The sequence below is a fragment of the Luteibacter sp. GL_149 genome, from assembly GCF_057834065.1.
Window position 1 is genome coordinate 3,212,664 of record NZ_CM174395.1, and the last position, 21,657, is coordinate 3,234,320.

Annotated in this window: 18 protein-coding genes and 1 riboswitch; of the genes, 5 read left to right on the forward strand and 13 right to left on the reverse strand. The window is 62.9% G+C overall.

Annotated elements, in window-relative coordinates; genetic code table 11:
* Nucleotides 1–53: 53 nt before the first annotated feature.
* The 6 genes from AC3IR3_RS14205 to AC3IR3_RS14230 form a co-directional block, all read right to left on the reverse strand.
* A complete protein-coding gene (locus AC3IR3_RS14205) occupies nt 54–1,370 on the reverse strand; it encodes a carbohydrate-binding protein (RefSeq protein ID WP_489193050.1) in 1,317 nt (438 codons plus the stop codon).
* A 365-nt stretch (nt 1,371–1,735) separates the two neighbouring features.
* The gene (mmsB, locus tag AC3IR3_RS14210) at nt 1,736–2,626 is read right to left on the reverse strand and encodes a 3-hydroxyisobutyrate dehydrogenase (protein WP_489193052.1); all 891 of its coding nucleotides are present in this window, start codon (nt 2,624–2,626) and stop codon (nt 1,736–1,738) included.
* Nucleotides 2,623–3,804, reverse strand: a complete 1,182-nt coding sequence (locus AC3IR3_RS14215; protein WP_489193053.1) for an enoyl-CoA hydratase/isomerase family protein — start codon at nt 3,802–3,804, stop codon at nt 2,623–2,625. The genes mmsB and AC3IR3_RS14215 overlap by 4 nt, the downstream gene beginning before the upstream one ends.
* Complete coding sequence (locus tag AC3IR3_RS14220) at nt 3,801–4,598, reverse strand: enoyl-CoA hydratase (RefSeq protein ID WP_489193055.1); 798 nt, start codon at nt 4,596–4,598, stop codon at nt 3,801–3,803. The genes AC3IR3_RS14215 and AC3IR3_RS14220 overlap by 4 nt, the downstream gene beginning before the upstream one ends.
* The gene (locus AC3IR3_RS14225; protein ID WP_489193057.1) at nt 4,595–5,782 is read right to left on the reverse strand and encodes an acyl-CoA dehydrogenase family protein; all 1,188 of its coding nucleotides are present in this window, start codon (nt 5,780–5,782) and stop codon (nt 4,595–4,597) included. The genes AC3IR3_RS14220 and AC3IR3_RS14225 overlap by 4 nt, the downstream gene beginning before the upstream one ends.
* Nucleotides 5,782–7,305, reverse strand: a complete 1,524-nt coding sequence (locus AC3IR3_RS14230) for a CoA-acylating methylmalonate-semialdehyde dehydrogenase (protein WP_489193059.1) — start codon at nt 7,303–7,305, stop codon at nt 5,782–5,784. The genes AC3IR3_RS14225 and AC3IR3_RS14230 overlap by 1 nt, the downstream gene beginning before the upstream one ends.
* A 127-nt stretch (nt 7,306–7,432) precedes the next feature.
* A riboswitch (cobalamin riboswitch) is annotated at nt 7,433–7,650 on the reverse strand.
* A 94-nt stretch (nt 7,651–7,744) separates the two neighbouring features.
* Between AC3IR3_RS14230 and AC3IR3_RS14235 the strand changes: the two genes are divergently transcribed.
* The 3 genes from AC3IR3_RS14235 to AC3IR3_RS14245 all read left to right on the forward strand — a co-directional run bounded on the left by AC3IR3_RS14235 (nt 7,745) and on the right by AC3IR3_RS14245 (nt 10,862).
* A complete protein-coding gene (locus AC3IR3_RS14235) occupies nt 7,745–8,554 on the forward strand; it encodes an SAM-dependent methyltransferase (protein WP_489193060.1) in 810 nt (269 codons plus the stop codon).
* Nucleotides 8,555–8,699: 145 nt separating this feature from the next.
* A complete protein-coding gene (locus AC3IR3_RS14240; protein WP_489193062.1) occupies nt 8,700–9,035 on the forward strand; it encodes a hypothetical protein in 336 nt (111 codons plus the stop codon).
* A 51-nt stretch (nt 9,036–9,086) separates the two neighbouring features.
* On the forward strand, nt 9,087–10,862 hold the full coding sequence (locus AC3IR3_RS14245; protein WP_489193064.1) for a diguanylate cyclase: 1,776 nt from the start codon (nt 9,087–9,089) through the stop codon (nt 10,860–10,862).
* Nucleotides 10,863–11,705: 843 nt separating this feature from the next.
* On the opposite strand, the gene AC3IR3_RS14250 is transcribed toward AC3IR3_RS14245, so the two are convergent.
* From AC3IR3_RS14250 to miaA, 6 genes are all read right to left on the reverse strand, one after another.
* The gene (locus AC3IR3_RS14250) at nt 11,706–12,998 is read right to left on the reverse strand and encodes an adenylosuccinate synthase (protein WP_489193066.1); all 1,293 of its coding nucleotides are present in this window, start codon (nt 12,996–12,998) and stop codon (nt 11,706–11,708) included.
* Nucleotides 12,999–13,078: 80 nt separating this feature from the next.
* Nucleotides 13,079–13,948, reverse strand: coding sequence for a protease modulator HflC (hflC, locus tag AC3IR3_RS14255; protein ID WP_489193068.1), 870 nt, complete (start codon nt 13,946–13,948; stop codon nt 13,079–13,081).
* Nucleotides 13,945–15,069, reverse strand: a complete 1,125-nt coding sequence (gene hflK, locus AC3IR3_RS14260) for an FtsH protease activity modulator HflK (RefSeq protein WP_489193070.1) — start codon at nt 15,067–15,069, stop codon at nt 13,945–13,947. Before hflK ends, hflC begins: the two co-directional genes overlap by 4 nt.
* Before the next feature lie 270 nt (nt 15,070–15,339).
* Entirely contained in the window at nt 15,340–16,644 is a 1,305-nt protein-coding gene (gene hflX / locus AC3IR3_RS14265) for a ribosome rescue GTPase HflX (protein ID WP_489193072.1), read from the reverse strand.
* A gap of 112 nt (nt 16,645–16,756) precedes the next feature.
* Nucleotides 16,757–17,017: an RNA chaperone Hfq gene (gene hfq, locus AC3IR3_RS14270; protein WP_132143506.1), complete on the reverse strand. Its 261-nt coding sequence runs from the start codon at nt 17,015–17,017 to the stop codon at nt 16,757–16,759.
* Nucleotides 17,018–17,108: 91 nt separating this feature from the next.
* Nucleotides 17,109–18,089 (reverse strand): tRNA (adenosine(37)-N6)-dimethylallyltransferase MiaA, encoded by a 981-nt coding sequence (gene miaA, locus AC3IR3_RS14275; RefSeq protein WP_489193074.1) that lies wholly within the window; start codon nt 18,087–18,089, stop codon nt 17,109–17,111.
* A gap of 245 nt (nt 18,090–18,334) precedes the next feature.
* On the opposite strand from miaA, the gene AC3IR3_RS14280 reads away from it, so the two are divergent.
* Together AC3IR3_RS14280 and AC3IR3_RS14285 are read left to right on the forward strand one after the other, a co-directional pair.
* Nucleotides 18,335–18,955 carry a phosphatase PAP2 family protein gene (locus AC3IR3_RS14280; RefSeq protein ID WP_489193076.1) on the forward strand — a complete coding sequence of 207 codons (621 nt, stop codon included), beginning with the start codon at nt 18,335–18,337 and terminating at the stop codon, nt 18,953–18,955.
* A gap of 128 nt (nt 18,956–19,083) precedes the next feature.
* A complete protein-coding gene (locus tag AC3IR3_RS14285) occupies nt 19,084–19,278 on the forward strand; it encodes a hypothetical protein (protein WP_489193078.1) in 195 nt (64 codons plus the stop codon).
* A gap of 86 nt (nt 19,279–19,364) precedes the next feature.
* Here the strand turns inward: AC3IR3_RS14285 and AC3IR3_RS14290 are convergent, their stop codons facing one another.
* Nucleotides 19,365–21,527 (reverse strand): S46 family peptidase, encoded by a 2,163-nt coding sequence (locus AC3IR3_RS14290; RefSeq protein WP_489193080.1) that lies wholly within the window; start codon nt 21,525–21,527, stop codon nt 19,365–19,367.
* Between the last annotated feature and the right edge of the window lie 130 nt (nt 21,528–21,657).

Here is a 21,657-nt window from a genome sequence, read left to right on the forward strand (position 1 = left end):
TCCAGGGCGGAGACGATGGAGTGGAGCCATTCCACTCCATCGCTCTGCTTCGCTTAACGCCCCAGATCGTGCAGGAAACGCTTCGTGTACTGCACCGGTGTCGAGCCGCTCACCGAGTTGCAGGTCGGCGACGCGGTCGTCTGATTGCCGGAGCACGGCGTATCGCGATCAAGCGACCAGTAGTGAATGCCCGCGAGTTTGTTCGCCACCGCATACGCCGTCATCGTGTCGACGTTCGCGGGAGTGAATACTTCGCTGGAAGCGTCGTTCACGCCGATCATCGGCGTGAGTTCGATCTGTGTCAGCGGAATGCCGTAGGTGTGCTGGAGGTTCTTCGCGGCCTGGATCGCCGACTGGCCCATATCGCACTGGCCGTTCGCCACGACGCAGATCGAGGAGCTGGCGCCGCTACCGTAATCCATCACCATGAGGTTGATGACGTAATTGGTGAGACCTTTCGCCTTGATCGCCTTGATCACGGCATCGCCCGTGCTGTTCAGGCCGCCATAGCTGCCGTCCGAAGCGGCGAGCGTTGCCAGCGTGAATGAATAACGCAGATTCGGGTACAGCGTCTGCGCATAAGCCACCATCGATACCAGCGAAGTCAGCTGCGCGGGCGTCTGGCCACCTTCGATATCGAAATCGATACCGACCATGTGCGAGGTATTGTACGTCGACAGGAATTTAGCCATACCTGCGGTTGTCGAGCAGGTGAACAAGCCCGCCTGCCCACCCGTCGATACGACGTAGTTCAGGCCGGCGCTGTTCAGTGCCGGAATGTTCGCGCCCGCGAAACTGGCAGCGGGCAGCCCACCCCAGTTCTCGCTGCCGCATTCGCCACTGGCGAACGCCAGCGTGACCGCGCCGAGATTGGGTTGAACCGTCGAATAGAAACTACCGCTGCCGACCAGCGGCAATACCGAACCTGATGCGGCCGTCTGCATCAGGTTGGTGTTCCAGTTGAGATTGATCGTGACGTCTTTGTACGGACTGAAGAGCAGCGTTCCCGCAGCCGGCGGCGGATTGGTCGGCGGCGGCGGATCGACCGGAGGCGGAGTCGTACCGCCACCACTGCAGGCACCGGTCGAGGTCCATGGCTGTCCCGAACCCGAGGGGCCGCTATTGGTCGCCGGGTCGTTACCCTGCGTCCACCAGTTGGCAGTGTAGTTGGTGCCGTTTTCGCTTGCCGTGTTGCCGCCCGTATAGACGGTCGACGCATTCCACGCCGCGGCACAGGCCGCACTTTGCGCATGCGCGCTTTGCGTGGGAACCGCGACTCCGACCAGTGCGAGCGAGATCGCCACGGCCAGGGCCGCGGTGGACGTACACGACGCGACGGCAACGCGCACGCGCGATGATGTGATCGACATTAGGTTATGCCTCCGATGCTCGGACAATGAGTAGAGCAAGGCGTAAGCCATAACCCCCCGGCGCTGGCAGTCGCCCTCCCCCTTCGCGTTACCGCTTTGCGCGGTAACGTCGTGATGAGATACGGCGAAATGACAACGTTGTCGATATCGGACAATCGAAAATGAGAAGTCGTCGTAAATCCTCATTTAACAGTTCATTGTGCGACGCGATCAGGCCCAGCCCATACTCCGCTTCATGCCTGACTTAATGCTCATACGCAGCGCAACACAATCGGAACTTCACAATTTGCCGAATAATGACAACGTTGTCTGCATAACGGACAGACGGGACAGATTCGATGCAACGGGCCGTCCCGTCCTGCGGCTTATACCGCCTTCGTCATCACCTTCAGAACGCTGGAAAAATCCAGTCCGCCGTTGCCCGCCTGACTGTTGATCGCATAGAGATTGCGTGCGAGCTCGCCAAGCGGAATGGGCGCGCCAACCTGCATCGCGGCCTCGGCCGCCAGCCCCAGATCTTTCAGCATGAGATCGTTACCGAAACCACCCGAATAACCGCGGGACGACGGCGCGTTCTCGAGTACGCCCGGCCACGGATTGCACACCTCGGTAGCCCAGCTACGTCCCGTGCTCACCGCCATCATCCGCGAGAGGACCACGGGATCGAGCCCATGCGCGGAGCCCAGCGCCAACGCCTCGCCGGTTACCGCCATGATGACGCCAAGCGCCATGTTGTTGCATAGCTTGGCTACCTGACCCGCCCCGCTATCGCCGACATGGAAAATATTCTTGCCCATGGCCGCGAGAACGGGCCGCGCCCGCTCCAATACCGGCGCGTCGCCACCCACGATAAAAGTCAGCGTGCCGGCGGAAGCGCCGGCCGTACCGCCGGACACAGGCGCATCGATCATCGCCAGTCCACGCTGCGCGGCAGCGGCGGCCACCCTCTTCGCCGATGCGGGAGCGATGGTGCTGCAGTCGATCACAAGTGCGCCATCGGGAATATGCGCAAGGAGACCGTCGTCGCCGAGATAGAGACCTTCGACATGACGGCTGGCCGGCAACATCGAGATCACAATCTGCGCGTCGGTCACCGCATCGTTCGCACTGGTCGCGGCGATCGCGCCCACGGCGACCGCGGCAGTGACGGCGGTCGCATTCAGATCGAACACACGCAACGCATATCCGGCCCTCAACAGGTTGGCCGCCATCGGCGCGCCCATATTGCCCAGACCGACGAACGCAACCCGATTCATACGCGACTCCTTTTATCCGTATCCGTTCCGACATCCGCAAGCGGATGCTCGCCTTCTCGCCACGGCGCGACAAAAAATCCATCGGCCCAGCCGGCGGTTGCCTCGCCCAGCGTCATGGGCTGCCAGCGCGGCGTGCGGTCCTTGTCGATCAGCAACGCGCGAATGCCTTCGGCGAAATCGCCATGTGCCGCGCAGTGCAGCGACACCACGTATTCCATACGGAAGACGTCGGCCAACGACATGCCGCGCCCGCGCCGCTGCAATTCGAACGCCAGGCGTGCCGAGCCGGGCGCGCCGGCGGCCAGCGCCTGTTTTGCCGCATCGAGCCATGGATCGTCGATCCCGATCGCGGCGATAGCGGAGACAACCCGATCAAGATCGTCGTCGTCGCACACCTCGTCGATCAGCACGCGATGCCGTTGCAATGGTCCGTCGACGGTGGCCTCCGAGTGCAGCCGAAGCAGTGAGGTCAGAAGCACTGCGTTCGCGCCCGCATCGTCGCCCCATGCAATCTCCGACAGTCCGTCATGGATGGTGCGGAAATGCACTTCCTGCACGTAATGGTCGGCCAGTCCGGAATGAATCGCGTCGCTGGCGTTCAATGGCGCTCCCGTCAGTGCGAGGAACAAACCAGCGTGACCCGGCACACGATCGAGCAACCAGCTGCCGCCCACATCCGGATAGAGACCGACGGTAATTTCGGGCATCGCCAGCCGGGAACGCTCAGTCACGACACGGTGGCTCGCACCCGCCATCAGGCCGATGCCGCCGCCCATGACAATGCCGTGCCCCCAGCAAAGAACCGGCTTCGGAAATGTGTGAATGCGATAGTCGAGACGGTACTCGGTGGCAAAGAAATCGCGCGCGTAGTCGTTCTCGCGAATATCGGCATGCCCGCTGGCGCGATACCCGACCATCGAACGGTACAGGCCGTGCAGATCGCCACCGGCGCAGAACGCTTTTTCGCCCGCGCCCTGCAGGACGATCATGGCCACGCGATCGTCGGCCGCCCACGCGTCCAGCTGTGCGTCGAGCAGGCGCGCCATGTCCAGCGACAGACCATTGAGTGTTTTCGGAACATTGAGTGTCGCAACACCGATACGCCGTCCGTTGGCGGTTACACGTTCCTCGAAAAGCACGGGCCCTTCGGCGACGGTGGAAGTGGCAACGTCGTTCATGCGTTCTCCCAGCGCGGGATGCGCTTCTCAAGGAAAGCATGGACCCCTTCGGCCTGGTCGGCGCTGTCGAACAGATCGACGAACGCCTCGCGCTCGCTCACCAGGGCCGCGGCATGGGTTTGCGTGCGCGTCGCCTGGATAAGCTTCTTGCAGGCGGCGACACTGGTGGGACTCTGCTTTCCCGCCTGCTTCGCCCAGGCGATTGCCCGGCTCTTCGACTCGCCTTTGGCGACCACGTCTTCGACCAGGCCGATGCGCAGCGCCGTGGGCGCGTCGACGCGCTCGCCCAGCAGGATCATGCGCTTGGCCCAACCCTCGCCGACGAGCCGCGCCAGGTTCTGCGTGCCGCCCGCACAGGGAAGCAAGCCGACGCTCGCTTCCGGAAGCGCCATCTGCGCCTGTTCCTCGGCGATACGCAGATCGCAGGCCAGCGCGCATTCCAGGCCACCACCCATGGCATAGCCGTTGATCGCGGCGATACTGACGCCGCGAAATGCGCTCAACGCTTCGAACGCTTCGCCAAACCGGCGTGCGGCATCGCGCGCCAGCGCCTTGTCGCCATCGGCGAACTGCTTCAGATCCGCACCGGCGGAGTAAAATTTTTCGCCTTCGCCGGTGATAACCAGCGCGTAGATATCGCGATCGCTGTTCAGGTCGACGACAAGATCGCGCAACGCGGCGAGGCTGTCCCGGGTCCAGGTGTTGGCCGGTGGATTGGCGATCGTGACAATCGCCACATGATCGTCGACCTCCATCTGCAGATTCGTGTAGGACGTGCCGCGGTGCGAACTCATCGCAATTCCTCTTCGGTGTTGAGCAGGTGGCGCGCAATGATCACGCGCATGATTTCGTTGGTCCCTTCGAGTATCTGGTGCACGCGGCAATCGCGGAGCAACCGCTCGATCGGGTACTCGCGGATATAGCCATATCCGCCATGGATCTGCAGCGCATCGTTGCAGATCGCAAAGCCGGCGTCCGTGGCGAACCGCTTGGCCATGGCGCACCACACGGATGCATCCGGCGTGCCGGCGTCGAGTTTGCGTGCCGCCGTATGCACCATCTGTCGCGCGGCGACCAGTTGAGTCGCCATGTCGGCGAGCTTGAACTGCAATGCCTGGAATTCGCCGATCTTCTTCCCGAACTGCCGCCGCTCGCCCATGTAACGCCGCGCGGCATCGATCGCGCCCTGTGCGGCGCCGAGCGAACATGCGGCGATATTCGTGCGTCCGCCATCCAGGCCTTTCATGGCGAGCCTGAAACCGCCTCCCTCCTCGCCCAGCAGATGATCGAGGGGAACACGCACCCCGTCGAAGCTGACGCTGCGCGTGGGCTGGCTGTTCCAGCCCAGCTTCTCTTCCTTGCGACCGTAACCGATACCCTTCGCATCGGCGGGCACCGCGAACGCGCTGATGCCACCGGCACCGTTGCCGCCCGTGCGCGCCATCACCACCATGACATCGGTGGCACCCGCACCGGAGATGAATGCTTTCGCGCCGTCGATAACATAGCGATCGCCATCGCGTACGGCACGCGTCTTCAGAGAAGCGGCATCGGAACCGGCGCCGGGCTCGGTCAGGCAATACGAAGCAAGCTTCCTGCCCGATGCGAGCGGCGGTCCCCATACGTCCCTCAGCGCGGGACGCGCATGCGCCGTCAGCATCCATGTCGCCATGTTGTGGATACTGATAAAGGCCGCTGTAGACGGATCGATAGCTGCCAGTTCTTCGAACACGATCGCGGCATCCAGCCGGGTCAGGCCCGATCCGCCAGCTATCTCGTCGACATATAACCCGCAAAAACCCAGCTCGCCCGCTTTGCCGATGGCTTCGCGCGGAAATTCGCAGTGCGCGTCCCAGCGCGCGGCATGCGGTGCCAGTTCCGCCACGGCAAAGGCCCGGGCCGCCTCGCGGAAGGCAAGCTGATCCTCACCGAGATCCCATGGCGGCGGCGTTACGTGAATGTCCATGGCCGCCACCATTACTTCAGACTGATCGTGGTGTTGACCCCGACATGCAGCGTGTCGTCGTCGAACCAGCGCTGCGTCACCGTCTTGGTCTGGGTATAGAAAAGAACGACCTGCTTACCGTAAGGACCGAGGTCGCCAAGTTTCGATGCGCGCGACCCGGTAAACGAAAACAACGGTACGGGCACAGGAATCGGCACATTGATACCGACCTGACCGACATCGATGTCCTCCTGGAAACGACGTGCGGCGGCGCCACTTTGCGTAAAGAGGGCCGTGCCGTTTCCGTTGGGGTTGGCGTTGATCAGCTCGATGGCTTCGTCCAGCGAATCCGCACCGAGGATGACGAGTACCGGCCCGAAGATTTCTTCGTCGTAGATCCGCATGCCGGGTTTGACGCCCGAGAAGATCGTCGGTCCGACGAAGTTTCCGCTCTCATAACCGGGCACGCTCGGCGAACGTCCGTCGAGCTCCAGGATCGCGCCCTGCTGTACGCCGGATGCGATATAGCCTTCTACCCGTTCGCGCGCCGCACAAGAAATAAGCGGACCGACGTCGGTGCCCGACTCGCTACCCGCATTGACCCGGAGGGTTTTTGCTTTCGCTACCAGCTCGGGAATCCAGGACCGCGCCTCGCCCACCAGTACCGCGGTCGACGCCGCCATGCAACGCTGGCCCGCCGCACCGAACGCCGCGCCGGCAAGCGCGTTGAGCGTCTGCTCGCGGTTGGCATCCGGAAGCACCACCGCGTGATTCTTCGCACCCATCATGCACTGGACGCGCTTCCCGGCCTGCGATGCACGATGATAGACATGCGTCCCCACCTTCGTCGATCCAACGAACGACACGGCTTTGATATCGGGGTGGTCGCAGATGGCGTTGACGACCTCTTCGCCACCGTGGACGACATTGAGTACACCCTTGGGAATGCCTGCTTCCAGCGCGAGTTCGACCAGGCGCATCGTCACCATCGGGTCCTGTTCGGATGGCTTCAGCACGAAGGTATTGCCGGTCGCGATCGCCATGGGAAACATCCACAACGGAATCATCGCCGGGAAATTGAACGGCGTAATGCCCGCGCAGACGCCAAGCGGCTGCAATAACGTATAGGTGTCGACGCCACCGGCAACGTTGTTGGCCAGTTCGCCCAGTTGCAGGTTGCCGATACCTGCCGCGTGTTCCACGACTTCCAGTCCACGGAAAACATCGCCCTCGGCATCGGGCAGCGTCTTACCCTGCTCGGCCGTGAGGATCGACGCGAGTTCGCCCATGTGCTCGCGGATCAGCTGCTGATACTTGAGGAAGATGCGTGCACGCACGCCGATAGGCGTCTTGCGCCAGGTCCGGAATGCTTCTTTGGCCGATGCCACAGCGGCATCCACTTCGTTTGCCGTCGCGAAGGGAACGCGCGCCAGGACATCCTGAGTCGCCGGATTGACGACATCGCGCCATTGCGTGGAGGTCGATTCGACGAACGCGCCGCCGATCAATAATTTGACGCTTGCGACTTCGGTCGCAACGCCGCTCAACTTGTTCATCTGTTTTGTCTCCGTATCGCTCACCCGCGAAGGGAGCTGCGGAGCCAGACAAGACACGTCGATGCGAGCGGATGCGGCACCGACGAAGCTCGCCTGGTTGCCCACCGCAACACCCGAGGAAGGACACGCAAGGTGTCCGCCACTGGCCGGTCTCCGGGCTTGCGAGCGATGCGATTCGCATCACCCCGACACCTTCCCGCTTTCGCAGTGGTTCTTCAGTCGGGTTTTCTCGCCTACCGTTGCGGGGGCAGCGCCGGCTTGGGATCGATCGATCCGCACCAGCTTCCCGTTTCACCCTGCGCACCGGAATGACGGCGGCAGGACACCTGTGGTCCCACGAGTGTAACGTTCGCGCCCCGGCGAACAAGCTGCACTGCGCCATAGTCCGCAAACCGTCGTATGCTCGCCCGCGACACCATCCCTTCAGGAGAGATCGCGTTTGAGCACTTCCCCATCCAAAGGCAGCCTGGTCTGCGTGGGCACCGGCATGACCCTGGGTGCGCACATGGGACCGCTGGCGCGCAGCCACATCGAAGCGGCGGACGTCGTCTTCGTCGGGGTATCCGATGGTGTCGTCGAATTATGGCTGTCGGGCATGCATAAGGACGTCCGCAGCCTGCAGCCGTACTACGCGAAAGGTAAGCCGAGAATCGAAACCTACCGGCAAATGGTCGACGCCATGCTGACCGAAGTACGGGCGGGAAAGCGCGTCTGCGGCGTCTTCTATGGGCACCCGGGGGTATTCGCCTGGGCACCGCACAAGTCCATCGAGCAGGCCCGCCGCGAGGGATACCCGGCCCATATGGAACCGGGCGTATCGTCGGAGGACTGCCTTTACGCGGACCTCGGCATCGATCCGGGTACCTATGGATGCCAGCATTTCGAAGCCAGCCAGTTCATGATCAATCACCGCCGCGTGGATCCCAGCGCCTGGCTGGTGCTCTGGCAGGTGGGTGTCACCGGTGACATGTCCAAGGGAAAGTTCTCCACCAGCGAGCCCTATCTGCAGATTCTCGTGGACGTGCTGAGCGAGGATTACTCCCTGGATCACGAGGTCGTCATCTATCAGGCGCCCACGCTGCCTATCCAGTCGCCACGGATCGAACGCCTGGCGCTGCGCGATTTACCTCGATCCAATGTCGGCATGTCCGACACGTTGGCGCTGCCGCCAGCCCATGCCATGCGGCCGAATAAGGACGTCCGGGCCCGGCTCGCGGCCATCGACCTGGAGCTGGCCGGTAAGTCCTGACCGATTCGCCCCGGCGGACTCGCGTGAAATTACCAGTGTGATCGCTCCCCGCGCGGGATATGATCGCGCTGTCGCCGTGCCCAAGGGGGGCACCGCACAGCCACTGGCCAGGTCTTGAAACCGCCAGCTATCGGGGGATGGTTCGATGTCGAGTGTCGTCGATTTTCTGGAGAAATTGGGGCAGGACGCGCGACTGCGTGGCGCATCGCCCGAAGAGCTGGAGCACGCGATGGCGGAGGCGCAGATCGACGAACCATTGCGTGCCGCGATTCTGGCCGGCGATGCCGGCGAACTTCGCAGCCAGCTGAGGCAGCATTCGTTCATGGCGACGCAGATGGATCATACCGGCACCCAGATGCCGAGCGACGACAATACCGGCACGCAGATGCCGAGCGACAACGAAGAAGAACACAAGGACGGCGAGGACGAAACGACTGAGGCCTCGCTCAAGGGTTCCAAAGACTGCTCGATCGTCGCCTGAGTCATGTTCCGGGCTGGCCTCAAGCGCCTGCCGTTTTTGCCGGGAGTGGTCATGCTCCTGGGATTGATTGTGGGAAACGCGGGTGTGGTCGCCTCCACTACTGACGATCCGGCCAGCCGGCTCACCCATGCGGACAGTATCAAGACGTCGGACCATGTTGCGTTCGTCGAGATCATCGATCGCCTCGAACGCAACGCGGCGACGCTGTCGCCATCGCAGCAATGGCACCTGCGTTATCTCATCGCATGGCAGGACGCCTACGGCGGCGACTACGAAGGCGCCACGACACAGCTGAATGCCATCGCCGAGCGATCGCCCGATGCCGTACTGCGTTTTCGCGCCCGGGCCACGCTGGTCAACATCCTCGGCATCGGCCATCGCTACGAGGAAGCGTTCTCGCGATTGAGCCAGCTGATCGAACTGCTGCCGCAGATCACCGACAAGACCGCGCGATACCAGGGTCTGGGCGAAGCCGCGCAGGTACTGATCGCAGCGGGACAGTACGACCTTGCCATCACCTATGCGGAACAGATGCTCGACGACATCCCGCCCGGTGAAAACACCTGCAAGGCGATGTCCTTCAAGTTGCACGCATTGCTGCGTAGCGGTCGTCTGAGCTCGCTCGATTCGCGCTTCAAGAACGGCATCGACGCCTGCGTGGAAGCGCATGAGTCCGTTTTCGCCAATGCGCTGCGCGCGGATGTCGCACGCTTTTACATCGCCAACGATCGTACGAAAGACGCTATCGACCTCCTTCAGACAAACTATCCGGACGTCCTGCGCGACCAGTACCCGAGCCTGACGTCCAAGTACAACGCGCTGCTGGCGCAGGCATACCTCAAGGAAGGCGATACGAATACCGCGCGCGGTTATGCACTCGATGCTATCGACGGCGCCATCAAGGACGAATTCACCGAACCGCTGAGCATCGCGTACGAAGTGCTCTATCTGATCGAAAAACAGCGCGGCGACCTGCGTGCCGCGCTCGCGTACCACGAGCAGTTCCTCACCGCCGACAAGGGTTATCTGAACGACATCAGCGCGCGCTCCATTGCCTACCAGATCGTCCAGCAACAGGTACTGGCGAAAAAATTGCAGGTCGAAGGCCTGAACAAACAGAACCAGATCCTGCAGCTACAACAGGCGCTCGATCGTAAAGCCGTGGAAACCAGCCGGCTTTACATCGCCCTGCTGTTGACCGCTCTCGCTTCTATTGCGTTGATCCTCTACCGGCTCAAACGCTCGGAATTGCGTTTCATGCGACTGGCGCGTCGCGATGGCCTCACCGGCATATGCAATCGACAACACTTCGTCGACGAAGGCGAACAGGTACTGCGCTATGCCGCGAAATCGTCCCGTGGCGTCAGCATGATCCTGCTCGATCTCGACCACTTCAAGAACGTCAACGACACCCACGGCCACGCCGCGGGCGACCAGGTACTGAAGCGAACCGTCATGGTGTGCAGGAAATACCTGCACTCGACCGATGTCTTCGGTCGACTCGGTGGCGAGGAGTTCGGCATCATGCTTCCCGAATGCACGCCCGAACAGGCGATGGAACGGGCCGACCGCATTCGTGTCGCGCTGGCGACAACGGTCGCCGAGAACAGCACGGACGTCCCGATCACCGCCAGCTTCGGAGTCGCATCGACCGACCGCTGCGGCTACGAACTAAGCCGCCTGCTTGTCGAAGCCGACGATGCGCTATATCAGGCCAAGCGCGACGGTCGCAACCGTGTCGTCTACGGCAAGGTCAACGGGGAATCGGACTCTCCGTACCCAAACGCGACGAACGAGCAAATCGCAGGATCGGTATCGTCGCGGTAAGCCTGAGCGCGGCGCGCTTTCCGCAGGAGCCCGCTTGAGCGCGACCGCCACACCGGGGCCCGCAGCGACTCCGCTCTTCCTGTGGCCTCTGGGCGATCGCGCACAAAAAGGCTCTTCACGCATTAGCGGGGACGGCGTGACGTGTCTTGTCGAGCTTCGGTCGAGGACAGCCGCCTCACGCTCGTGCGTCTGGGGGCCGCGACCGGATTGGCCCTTGGGGCCTTCGGCGCCGTCCCTGCGGGAGCGGGCCGTAGCGCCGCTTTCGCTCCAACAAGGTATCGCGGCCCTCGGCTAAGGCGGCCCCAAGGACCAACCCGGCCACGGCACCGGCGACTGTGGTTTGTTGTGGACAGAGCGCGAGCCAAGCACGTGAGGGGGGGCGGATGCGGTCACCACCGGTCATGCGTCACGCGCGGCTTTCCCCCACGTCACCGCAACCTCCGGAAGAGCCGTCGGCCACCGCCCTCGACGCGACTTGCGGAACCGAGCGCGGCGGGCGGAAAAGGCCCGAAGGGGGCGGACCTGGACGGTCCGCCGTTTTCGCTGAGGCACGGAGGCCGAATCGAAAACCCCCGCCCGCCGCGCGGGCGCGACGGGGCGCAGCCATTAAGACACCAGCCGCGCAGCGGCTATCCCTTCCCGAGCGACGGTGGAGACGGAGCGTCGAGGGCGGTGGCCGACGGCTCTTCGCGAAGCGTCCCAGCGCAAAAAGCGATGGCGAAGCCGAGCCCGCCCCGAGAACGCGTGAAGAGCCCCAAAAAAGCCCCCGGAGATCGGACGGCTGTCCGACTTCCGGGGGTCAGTTCAAACTGCGGGGTCTTTCTTTTGAAACAACCCCTTCGATCAGGCGAACGGATCGTCCAGAACGATCGTGTCGTCGCGGTCCGCACCGGTCGCCACGAGTGCCAGGCGGCAGCCGGACAGCTCTTCGACCGCGCGCAGGTACGCGCGGGCCGCGGGCGGCAGTTTGTTCCAGTCGCGGATACCGGCGGTACTCTCTTCCCAACCCGGGAAGTCGAGGTAAACCGGCTTGCACTCGGCCCAGCCATCGGCGTCCAGCGGTGCGAGTTCGCGACGCTTGCCGCGATATTCGTACGCGATGCAGACGCGGATGGTTTCCAGACCGTCGAGCACGTCGAGCTTGGTGATGGCGAGGCCATCGATGCCGTTGATCTGCACGGCGCGCTTCAGCGCGACGAGGTCGATCCAGCCGCAGCGGCGCGGACGGCCGGTGCTGGCACCGAACTCGTTGCCCTTCTTACGCAGCGTCTCGCCCATCTCGTCGTTGAGCTCGGTCGGGAACGGACCGCCGCCAACGCGTGTGGCGTATGCCTTGCAGATGCCGAGCACGTAGTCGATGTCGCGTGCGCCGACGCCAGTGCCGGCCAGTGCGCCACCCACCGTCGTATTCGACGAGGTGACATACGGATAGGTGCCGTGATCGATGTCCAGCAACGCGCCCTGCGCGCCTTCGAACAGGATGTTGCCGCCTTCCTTGCGAACGTCGTGCAGGATGGTGGCAACGTCGTCGACCATCGGACGCAGGTATTCGCCCCAGGTAAGCGCTTCGTCCAGCACGGTCTGGTAGTCGACCGGCTCGGCCTTCAACCACTGGGTAAGTACGAAGTTGTGGTACTCGACCACTTCCTTCAGCTTCTCGGGCAATTCGTGCGGGTACATCAGGTCGGCGACGCGAATGGAACGGCGAGCGACCTTATCTTCGTACGCCGGACCGATACCGCGGCCGGTGGTGCCGATGGCCTTGGCGCCGGAGGCTACCTCGCGCGCCTTATCGACGGCGATGTGGTACGGCATGATCAACGGCGTGGCCGGACTGATCTTCAGGCGCGGACGCACGTCGACGCCCTGCCCTTCGAGCTCGGCGATTTCACTCATGAGCGCGGCGGGCGACAGGACGACGCCGTTGCCGATCAGACACAGCGCGTCGTCGCGCAGGATGCCCGACGGAATGAGGTGCAGAACCGTCTTCTTGCCCTTGATTACCAGCGTATGACCGGCGTTGTGGCCACCCTGGAATCGCGCGACCGCGCCGACGCGCTCGGTCAGGAGGTCGACAATCTTGCCCTTGCCTTCGTCACCCCATTGCGCACCGAGGATTACGACTGACTTGCCCATGATGATGCTCTCGCCTTCTTTACGTTTGCCCTAATCAAGGGCGATATGGATGTTCTGTGTGGTGCCGCGCGACTGCCGCGTCAGCGCTGCTTGCCGGGACCGTCGTTGAGATAACGGAGGAATTCGGAATCGGGCTTCATGACCAGCACGCCCTTCCCGTCGCCGAACGCCTTTCTATACGCCGAAAGACTTCTGTAAAACGCGAAGAACTCGGGATCCTGGCTGTACGCCTGGGCATAGATGGCTGCGGCCTGCGCGTCGCCGTCGCCGCGCACCTTGGTGGCGTCGCGATTGGCGTCGGCAAGCAGCACCTGCTTCTGGCGATCGGCGTTGGCGCGGATCGTCTCGCCCGCTTCCTGACCCGTGTAACGCAGTTCGTTGGCCAGCTGCAGACGCTCGGCCTTCATGCGCTTGTAAACCGATTCGCTGACTTCGTCGGGCAGGTCGATGCGCTTGATGCGCACGTCCACCACGGCGATGCCCAGGCTCTTGCGGGCCGCGTTGTCGGTCTGCTGACGGACGCGCTCGGTGATGTCCTTGCGGCCACCGGCGATCAGCTCTTCCAGCTGACGCGAGTTGAATTCAAAACGCAGCGCATCCTTCACGATCGGCGTCAGGCGCTGAGCAGCCTGCAATTCGTCGCCCGACGTGGCGCGGTAGTATGCCGCGTTGTCGGCTATGCGCCATTTCACGTAGAAGTCGACGTTGACGCTTTTCTTCTCGGAGGTGAAGTAACGCTCGGGCTGTGCATCGAGACCGAGGATGCGGTTATCGAACTTCATGACCTGCTGGATGACCGGCAGCTTGAAGTGCAGGCCCGGTTTGTAGTCCGTACGCACGATGCGGCCGAACTGCAACAGCAGGGCGTTCTCGCCTTCATGCACGACGAAGGCGCTGTTGAAGCCGAAGAAGACCAGGAGAACGGCGACGATGGCGGAAGCGATCTTCACTGCGACTTCTCCTGTCCGCTGGTGTCCGTGGTGGTAGCGGACTGGATCACCGCGCCAACGCCCGGCACATTGCGAACGTTGCCCGGCGTGACGTTCACCGGCAGATTGATGATGTTCTTACCGCCCGAGCCATCGACGATCTTCGGGTTGTCGGCCATGACTTCCTCGACCGTTTCCAGCCAGAGGCGACGACGGGTGACCTCGGGTGCGGCACGGTATTCCTTGAGCAGAAGGCTGAAACGCTCGGCATCGCCGTTGGCGCGGGCAATGCGTTCGACGCGATCGGCTTCGGCTTCGGCAGCGATGCGCGCGGCTTCGCCGCGAGCAACCGGCACGACCTGGCTGGCGTAAGCGCGGGCTTCGTTTTCCTTGCTCTGCTTGTCTTCGCGAGCCGCGTTGACGTCGTCGAAGGCATCCTTCACTTCCTTCGGCGGAGCCACGTTCTGGAAACTGACATCGGTAACGGCAAGGCCGGCGTCGTATTCGTCGAGCGTGGCCTGCAGGATGTCGCGCGTCTGCTGCTGCAGCGTTTCGCGCACTTCCGGAGCGACGCCCGGCACGGCGGCCTGGGTCGGTGCCGGCGTATCGATGCCCGGGCTCGTCAGGATGTTGTCCATGACGTTCGCACCGACCACCGAACGCACCGCCGCCTCGGCGGCCTGGCGAATCGTGCCTTCGGGATCGCGGTTGGAGAACAGGAACTTGCGCGCATCCGAGACCTGGAACTGCACGTTGAAGTCGACGGTGATGATGTTTTCGTCGCGGGTCAGCATGCGGACGTTGTCCGAAAGCGAACGCACCTGGGTCGTCTCGACCTTGGTGACGGTCTCGACCGGGCTCGGAATCTTCAGGTGGAAGCCGGGAGGCAGCATGCGCGAGAACTGGCCGAAGCGCAGGACCACGCCGACCTGCCGGGCGTCGATGACCGTATAGCTGCCAAGCAGCAGCCAGGCCAGCACGATCGCGAGCACGATGGTGAATATCCCGCCGCTACCCGTACCGAAACGGCCAAAACGGGCCTTCAGGTTCTTGAGCACATTGTCCAGATCGGGCTTGCGGCCCGTGGGCCGGTTGCGGTTCCAGGGATCCTTCTGCCCGTTACCGGGTTCGTTCCATGCCATTGGCGACAGTCTCCTTTGGGGACCGGAGTAACGTGGCGGCGCGAAAGCCTAGACGCGCCCGAAAAGGGCACGCAAACGCCCGTAATTCTAGCAGATGGATCACTAAAAGCGGGGATGGGGGGTGGGAAGTGGGGGCGTCGATCCGGCGAACGCCTGAGGCGGCGAGTATCGTCCGGCGGAAGTAACGTCCGCTTGGTGCTTGTCGATCCCTCGGGCGATTGCCGGAATCACACCCCCACTTCCCATCCCCATCCTTGCGGTTAAAGCCCCTCAGTCGACCAGGGGCGGATCAATAAGGTCCCGCAAAGGCCTGGCATGGGCATCGTCGCCGAGCAATGGCGCCAGTACGGAGCGCGGCGCATCGATCGTCAGATGCCAGCCGTGCTCGTCGATGTCCTCGACGGCGATGGCGCCGGCGGCCTTGAGTCGGGCATGCAGCCTGCCCGCCTCCAGCGGCAGTTCCAGGCCAGCCTGAATACGTTCGCCGCCCAGCAGCTCGCCAAGCGCGTCGCGCAGCAGGTTCAGGCCTTCGCCCGTCGCCGCGGACAGCCAGACCTGGCGGATTTCACCGCCGTCGCCACGATCGATGCGCGCCGCGGTGTCCACCAGGTCGACCTTGTTCATGACCGACAGCTGGGGGACATCGCCCGCGCCGATTTCCTCGAGTACCTTGTTGACGACCTTGCGCAAAAGCTCGCGCTCCTCGTCGGCCGCGTCGCTCACGTGGATCAACAGGTCCGCATCCCGGGCCTCGGCCAGCGTGGCGCGGAACGCCGCGACCAGATCGTGGGGCAGCTCGCGAATGAAACCGACCGTGTCGGCCACGACCGCCGGACCGCAGGCGAGGCCGTCGATCTTGCGAACCGTGGGGTCCAGCGTCGCGAACAGTTGATCCGCCGCGTAAACGCCGCCGGTAGTCAGCACATTGAACAGCGTGGACTTGCCGGCATTCGTATAACCGACCAGCGCCACGCGGGGCACCGTGTTGCGCATGCGCGCGCGGCGCTGCTGGGTGCGCTGGGTCTGCACTTTTTCAAGGCGCTTCGTCAGCATTTTCACGCGCTCGCCAAGCAAGCGGCGGTCGGTTTCCAGCTGGGTTTCGCCAGGACCACGGTTGCCGATGGCACCGCCGCGCTGACTGTCCAGGTGGGTCCAGCCCCGCACGAGCCGGGTGGCCAGGTGCTTCAGCTGGGCGAGTTCGACCTCCAGCTTGCCTTCGTGCGAGCGGGCGCGCTGGGCGAAGATGTCGAGGATCAGGCCCGCACGATCGACCACGCGCACACTCAGGTGCTTTTCCAGGTTTCGCTCCTGAACGGGGCTGAGCACGTGATCGACCAGGACCAGATCGGCCTCGGTCGCGCGCACGGCCTCGGCCACCTCGTCGGCTTTGCCGGTACCTATATAGAAGCGGGGATTGGGCGCCTCGACGCGGGCCGGGATGCTGCCAAGGATCTCGGCACCGGCCGAACGCACCAGCTCGGCGAATTCCTGACCGCGGCGTACCGCATCACCCTCGCCGCGCGAATGCGGCAACACGATAACGGCGCGCTCGCCTTTCTTTTGTCTGTCGAACACTGGGTCTGGTCAACCTCATTCGTAACGGGATGGCCTCGCGCCGGACGATACGCCGACGCGAGGCTATTTAAAGTCAGTAACCCGTTCGATATGGGTCGGAAGACGGGTCGACTCAACCCTCGGCGTCTACAGTCGCGCCGTCCGGATGGTTTTCGTGACCGCCCACGCGAACGTTGCGGCTGGGTACGACCGTGGAAATGGCGTGCTTGTACACCATCTGACTGACCTGGTTGCGCAGCAGCACCACGAACTGATCGAAGGACTCGATCGTGCCCTGGAGCTTGATGCCGTTCACCAGATAGATGGCGACCGGTACGCGCTCGCGACGAAGCGCGTTAAGAAACGGATCCTGCAGTGACTGCCCTTTGGACATTCTTCTTCTCCCCTAGCACCACGCGAACAGACCGGGTTAAAGAACACCGCAAGGGGTGCCCCGGTCCAAGTGTCTTGAATCTTAACTGCTTTTAAACGCCGGACGAAAGCGGCCGGCGTGATGCCCTCGGCATTCCCAGAAACTGCTCCACGGCACGTGCGGCCCGCTCGGTCGGATCGGCCCGGTCGGGGTCCAGGGTAAGCGCGTCGAACTCCCTTCGCAGCCAGGTAATCTGCCGTTTCGCCAACTGGCGTGTGGCATATACCCCGCGATCGCGGAACTCGCCGGCGTCGTACTCCCCCTCCAGGAACTCCCACGCCTGACGGTAGCCAACCGCCCGGATAGCGGGAAGATCCGCGTGAAGGTCGCCACGGGCCCGCAAAGCACGCACTTCGTCGAGGAACCCGTCGGCCAGCATGGCATCGAAACGCGTGGCGATGCGCGCATGCAGGGCGACGCGTTCGTCGGGCAGCAAGGCTATTTTCAGCACCCGCCAAGGAAACCGCTCGCCGCTGCCGCCCTGCTGCAACTCGCTAAGGGGGCGTCCGGTGAGCTCGATGACCTCGAGCGCACGCTGGATACGCTGGGCGTCGCCAGGCCGGATGCGCTGACTGGCCACCGGGTCGAGTCCGGCCAGCCTCGCATGCAGCGCGGTCCAGCCGATGACGGACGCTTCGGCGCTCAGGCGCCCGCGAACGACCGGATCGGCTTCGGGCAGCGCGGACAGGCCCCGCTGCAATGCCCGGAAATAGAGTCCCGTACCGCCAACCAGCAGCGGGATCTTACCGGCGGCGGCGATCCGCTCCATCGCCGGCAAGGCGTCGGCACGGAAGTCCGCTGCCGAGTACGGCTCGGAGGGGTCGCGGATGTCGATCAGTTCGTGTGGATACCGGGCAAGCGTCGCCGCGTCTGGCTTGGCCGACCCGATATTCAGGCCGCGATACACCAATGCCGAGTCGACACTGATCAGGCCCATGGGAAAAAGGTCCGATAACGCGCACGCCAACGCCGTCTTGCCGGAGGCCGTCGGGCCCATCAGAAAGATTGCGGGGGGGCGGTTGTCTGAAGCCATCCGTCGGTGCTCGGGAGTCAGGCGAAGGCGAAGGGCTGAGGCTGTCGCGATCGGCAACAGCCAAGAGTAGACGGGTCAGTCGATCGTTTCAAACACGGTATGACAGCAAGACGCCGCAGGCGCAACGCAACCGGCGGCTCCAGGATGGTCCGCGGGGGATGGAGCGATGGTCCGCTAAGCCTGCAAACAGGTCTGCGACCTACGCTGCATCGGCAAGGGGACTTCTCCATCGTGGGGGGCGCGTCATGGCGATGTTACGTCGATGGCTTCTTATCCTGACGATTCTCGTTTCGGGCCCGGCGCTCTCGTCTGGCGGTCCGCTCGGGATCGATCACAGGCTCCACTACGACAACAGCGGCATCTGGAACCGGTCCAACCAGAACGTGCTTATGTACGGCACCGTCCTCACCGTGGTCGGGAGCGCGATCGCCTTTGGCGACGACGACAGATTCGGCGACACGATGTGGCGATCCGTCGACGCCATGGCCATCACCGCCATAGGCTCCGAAGCGATGAAATATACCTTCCGGCGCGAACGCCCCTCGCAGACCGCCGATCCAAACCGTTTCTTCAAGAGCGGCGGCCAAAGCTTCCCGAGTGGCGAAGTCGCCGCCATTTCGGCAGCGGTAACGCCCGTCATCGCCGAATATGGTTCCGACCATCCATGGGTATATGCATTAGCGGTGCTTCCCGCTTACGACGCCGTCGCGCGCATGAAAGTCCGCGGACACTGGCAAAGCGACGTCCTCGTCGGCGCGCTTCTCGGCACCGGCGTCGGCATCTGGGCTTCGCATCGCGACTCCCCGCTCATCGTCGGCTGGCTGCCAGGCGGGTTTCGCGTGGGATACATACATCACTTCAAGTAAACCCGGTGACGAGCCTACGCGCCATGTGGGCTGCGCATGGACAACGACAAGGCCCAGACCGACAGCACAGCCGCGCGTGGTCGCTAGCCTTTATCCCAAGGTGTAACATCCGGTTCACAAGGATTTTTATGGCGACGACGAAACCCATGAACACGGAAGATCGCGAGATGATCCATGCGCAACTCACAAGGCTCATCGCCGAGACGGGCAAGATCCATGCGGAGACGATGAAGATCAACGCCGAGGCACGCTGGTATCCCTTCGTGGCTACCGCCGGCCTTTTCGCCGCGGCCTATGGGATGGTGAAACTGCTCGGCAACTGACCTGAGCAAATCCAGCATCGCTCAACAAAAAACCCGCTGCCAGTTGCAGCGGGTTTTTTGTTGCCCGGTATCGGGTCACCTACGAATTACTTCGCCGGAACGCCCATCTCCTTCAGGAGATTGTCGGCGTGGTCGAGGTGGTGCATCACCCACAACATGTAGCGAACATCGACCTGGATCGAACGGTTGAGCTTCGGATTGAACAGCCAGTCGCCGCTCACCGATTCCCAGTTGCCATCGAATGCCAGACCCACCAGACGGCCTTCGGCGTCGAGCGACGGCGAACCGGAGTTACCGCCGGTGATGTCGAGATCGGCGAGGAAGTCGACTGGCAACGTGCCGAGTTTCTTCGACGCATAACCGTCGAACGCCTTCGCGCGAATGGCGTCGGTTTCGGCCTTCGGGGCATTGAACGGCTCGACGCCCGTATCCTTTTCCACGATGCCCTCGGCCGTGGTGAATGGTGCATAGCTGACGCCATCGCGTGGCGCCACGCCCTGCACGTTGCCGAAGGTGACGCGCAGCGAGCTATTGGCGTCCGGGTAAACGGGAAGATTCTGCGAATCCTTCCACGCGATCATCGCCTGCATGTAGCGCGGACGAAGCTTCGCCAGTTCGCCTTCGCGGGCATCCTGCTCGTCTTCGATCTTCTTCAGTTCGGGCAGTACCTCCGTGGCGAGCTTCAGCATGCTGTCGTCGCTGGCCGCGATGGTCTTCGCATCGGCCTTGAAGTACTTCATGCGGTCTTCGGTGTTGCCGAGCTTGCTACCGGCGTACAGCGCCGAGACCTTCGTCGCGATGGCGGCGTCGGTATTCGCTCCGGCAAGCCATGCATCGAGGGCGGGCAGCCGCTGCTCTTTCGGAAGCTTCGCGTAACGAACCAGCGCGTAGGTCATCAGCTGCTGATCGGTCTTCGCATCGTAGCGACGCTCCATCTGTTTCAGCGCACCCTCGATGCGCACTTCGTCACGCTGCTGATAGCCTGTCTCGCGCTCCATGTCCGGCTTGCTGCGCTCGTTGGCCAGACGGGCAAGACGAACGCCGCTCGAGAACATCGACGAACGCGAGAGCAACATCAGATCCAGATCCCGCTCACGCGTGACCTGGTAGCTGGCGAGCTTCGTCTTCAGGGTAGCGATGTCGGCGATGAGTGCCTTGTTATCCGCACCGCCCTGCTTCTTCAGCCAGGCACCCAGATCGGCTTCCTGCTTCTGCTTGACGGCCACTGCGTTGGCACGACGCAAACCTTCAAGCTGGCCGCCGAAGTTCTTCAGGTAATTATTCAGGCCGGCAACCATGCTGGCGTATTTCACCGTCACGTCCGGATTCGTTTTTCCGTTCGCCGCGATGATGTCGAGCGTGTCCTGGTAGATCTTGATCTGCGTCGGGTACTGCCAGTCGATGGCGGCCTTCGCTTCGTCGGCCAGACGATAGCGATTGGTGCGGCCCGGGTAACCGACGACCATCACGTAATCGCCCTCTTCCACGCCCTGCGGATTGACCTTGAGCACATGCTTCGGGTGATACGGCACATTGTCCTTCGAATAGGTGGCCGACTTGCCGTCCTTCGACACGTAAGCGCGCAGGTAGCTGAAGTCGCCCGTATGCCGCGGCCACATCCAGTTGTCGACGTCGCCGCCGAACTTGCCGATGGATTCCGGCGGCGCGTAGACGAGGCGCACGTCCTTGATTTCCAGCTGCTTGATCAGCTGATAGCTGAAGCCACCGTGGAAGGTGTAGACATCGCAGCGATAGCCATCCGTCTCGCATCCCTTCACGAGCTCCTTCTTCGCCAGATCGATGGCTTTGTAGCGCGCCAGCGCGCCCATGTCCGGCGTGAGTTTCGCCGTGACTTCCTTCGTCACATCGCGAATTTCCTCGGTGACGAACACGCGCATATCCGGCGAGCCGGGAAGTTCTTCCGCCACGGTCTTCGCGAGGAAGCCCTGTTCGATGAGGTTTTTCTGCGGCGTGGAGTTGTACTGCAACGCGCCGTAGCCGCAATGATGATTCGTCACCACCAGACCATCGGGCGATACGAACGAGGCGGTGCAGCCGCCAAGACTGACGATCGCACCCATCGGATAGGCGGTCAGATCGGTCAGCGTAGCGGGGTCGAGCTTCAGGCCGTGCTGCTTGAGCGTGGCGGCGATCTTCGGAAGCTGAGCGGGCTGCCACATGCCTTCGACGGCATGGGCGGACGTGACGAGGCCGGCGGCAAGGGCCGCGGCGAGTGCGAGACGACGCAAGGCGTTCTCCTTTTGGTGAGTCGCGAAGTTATCCAACAAAACGTTACTTTATAACATGACCGAAAGTCATGGATTCCGCGAATTTCCGTAGGAGCGGGCTTGACCGCTCCTACGGAAAAACCAGCGCTTT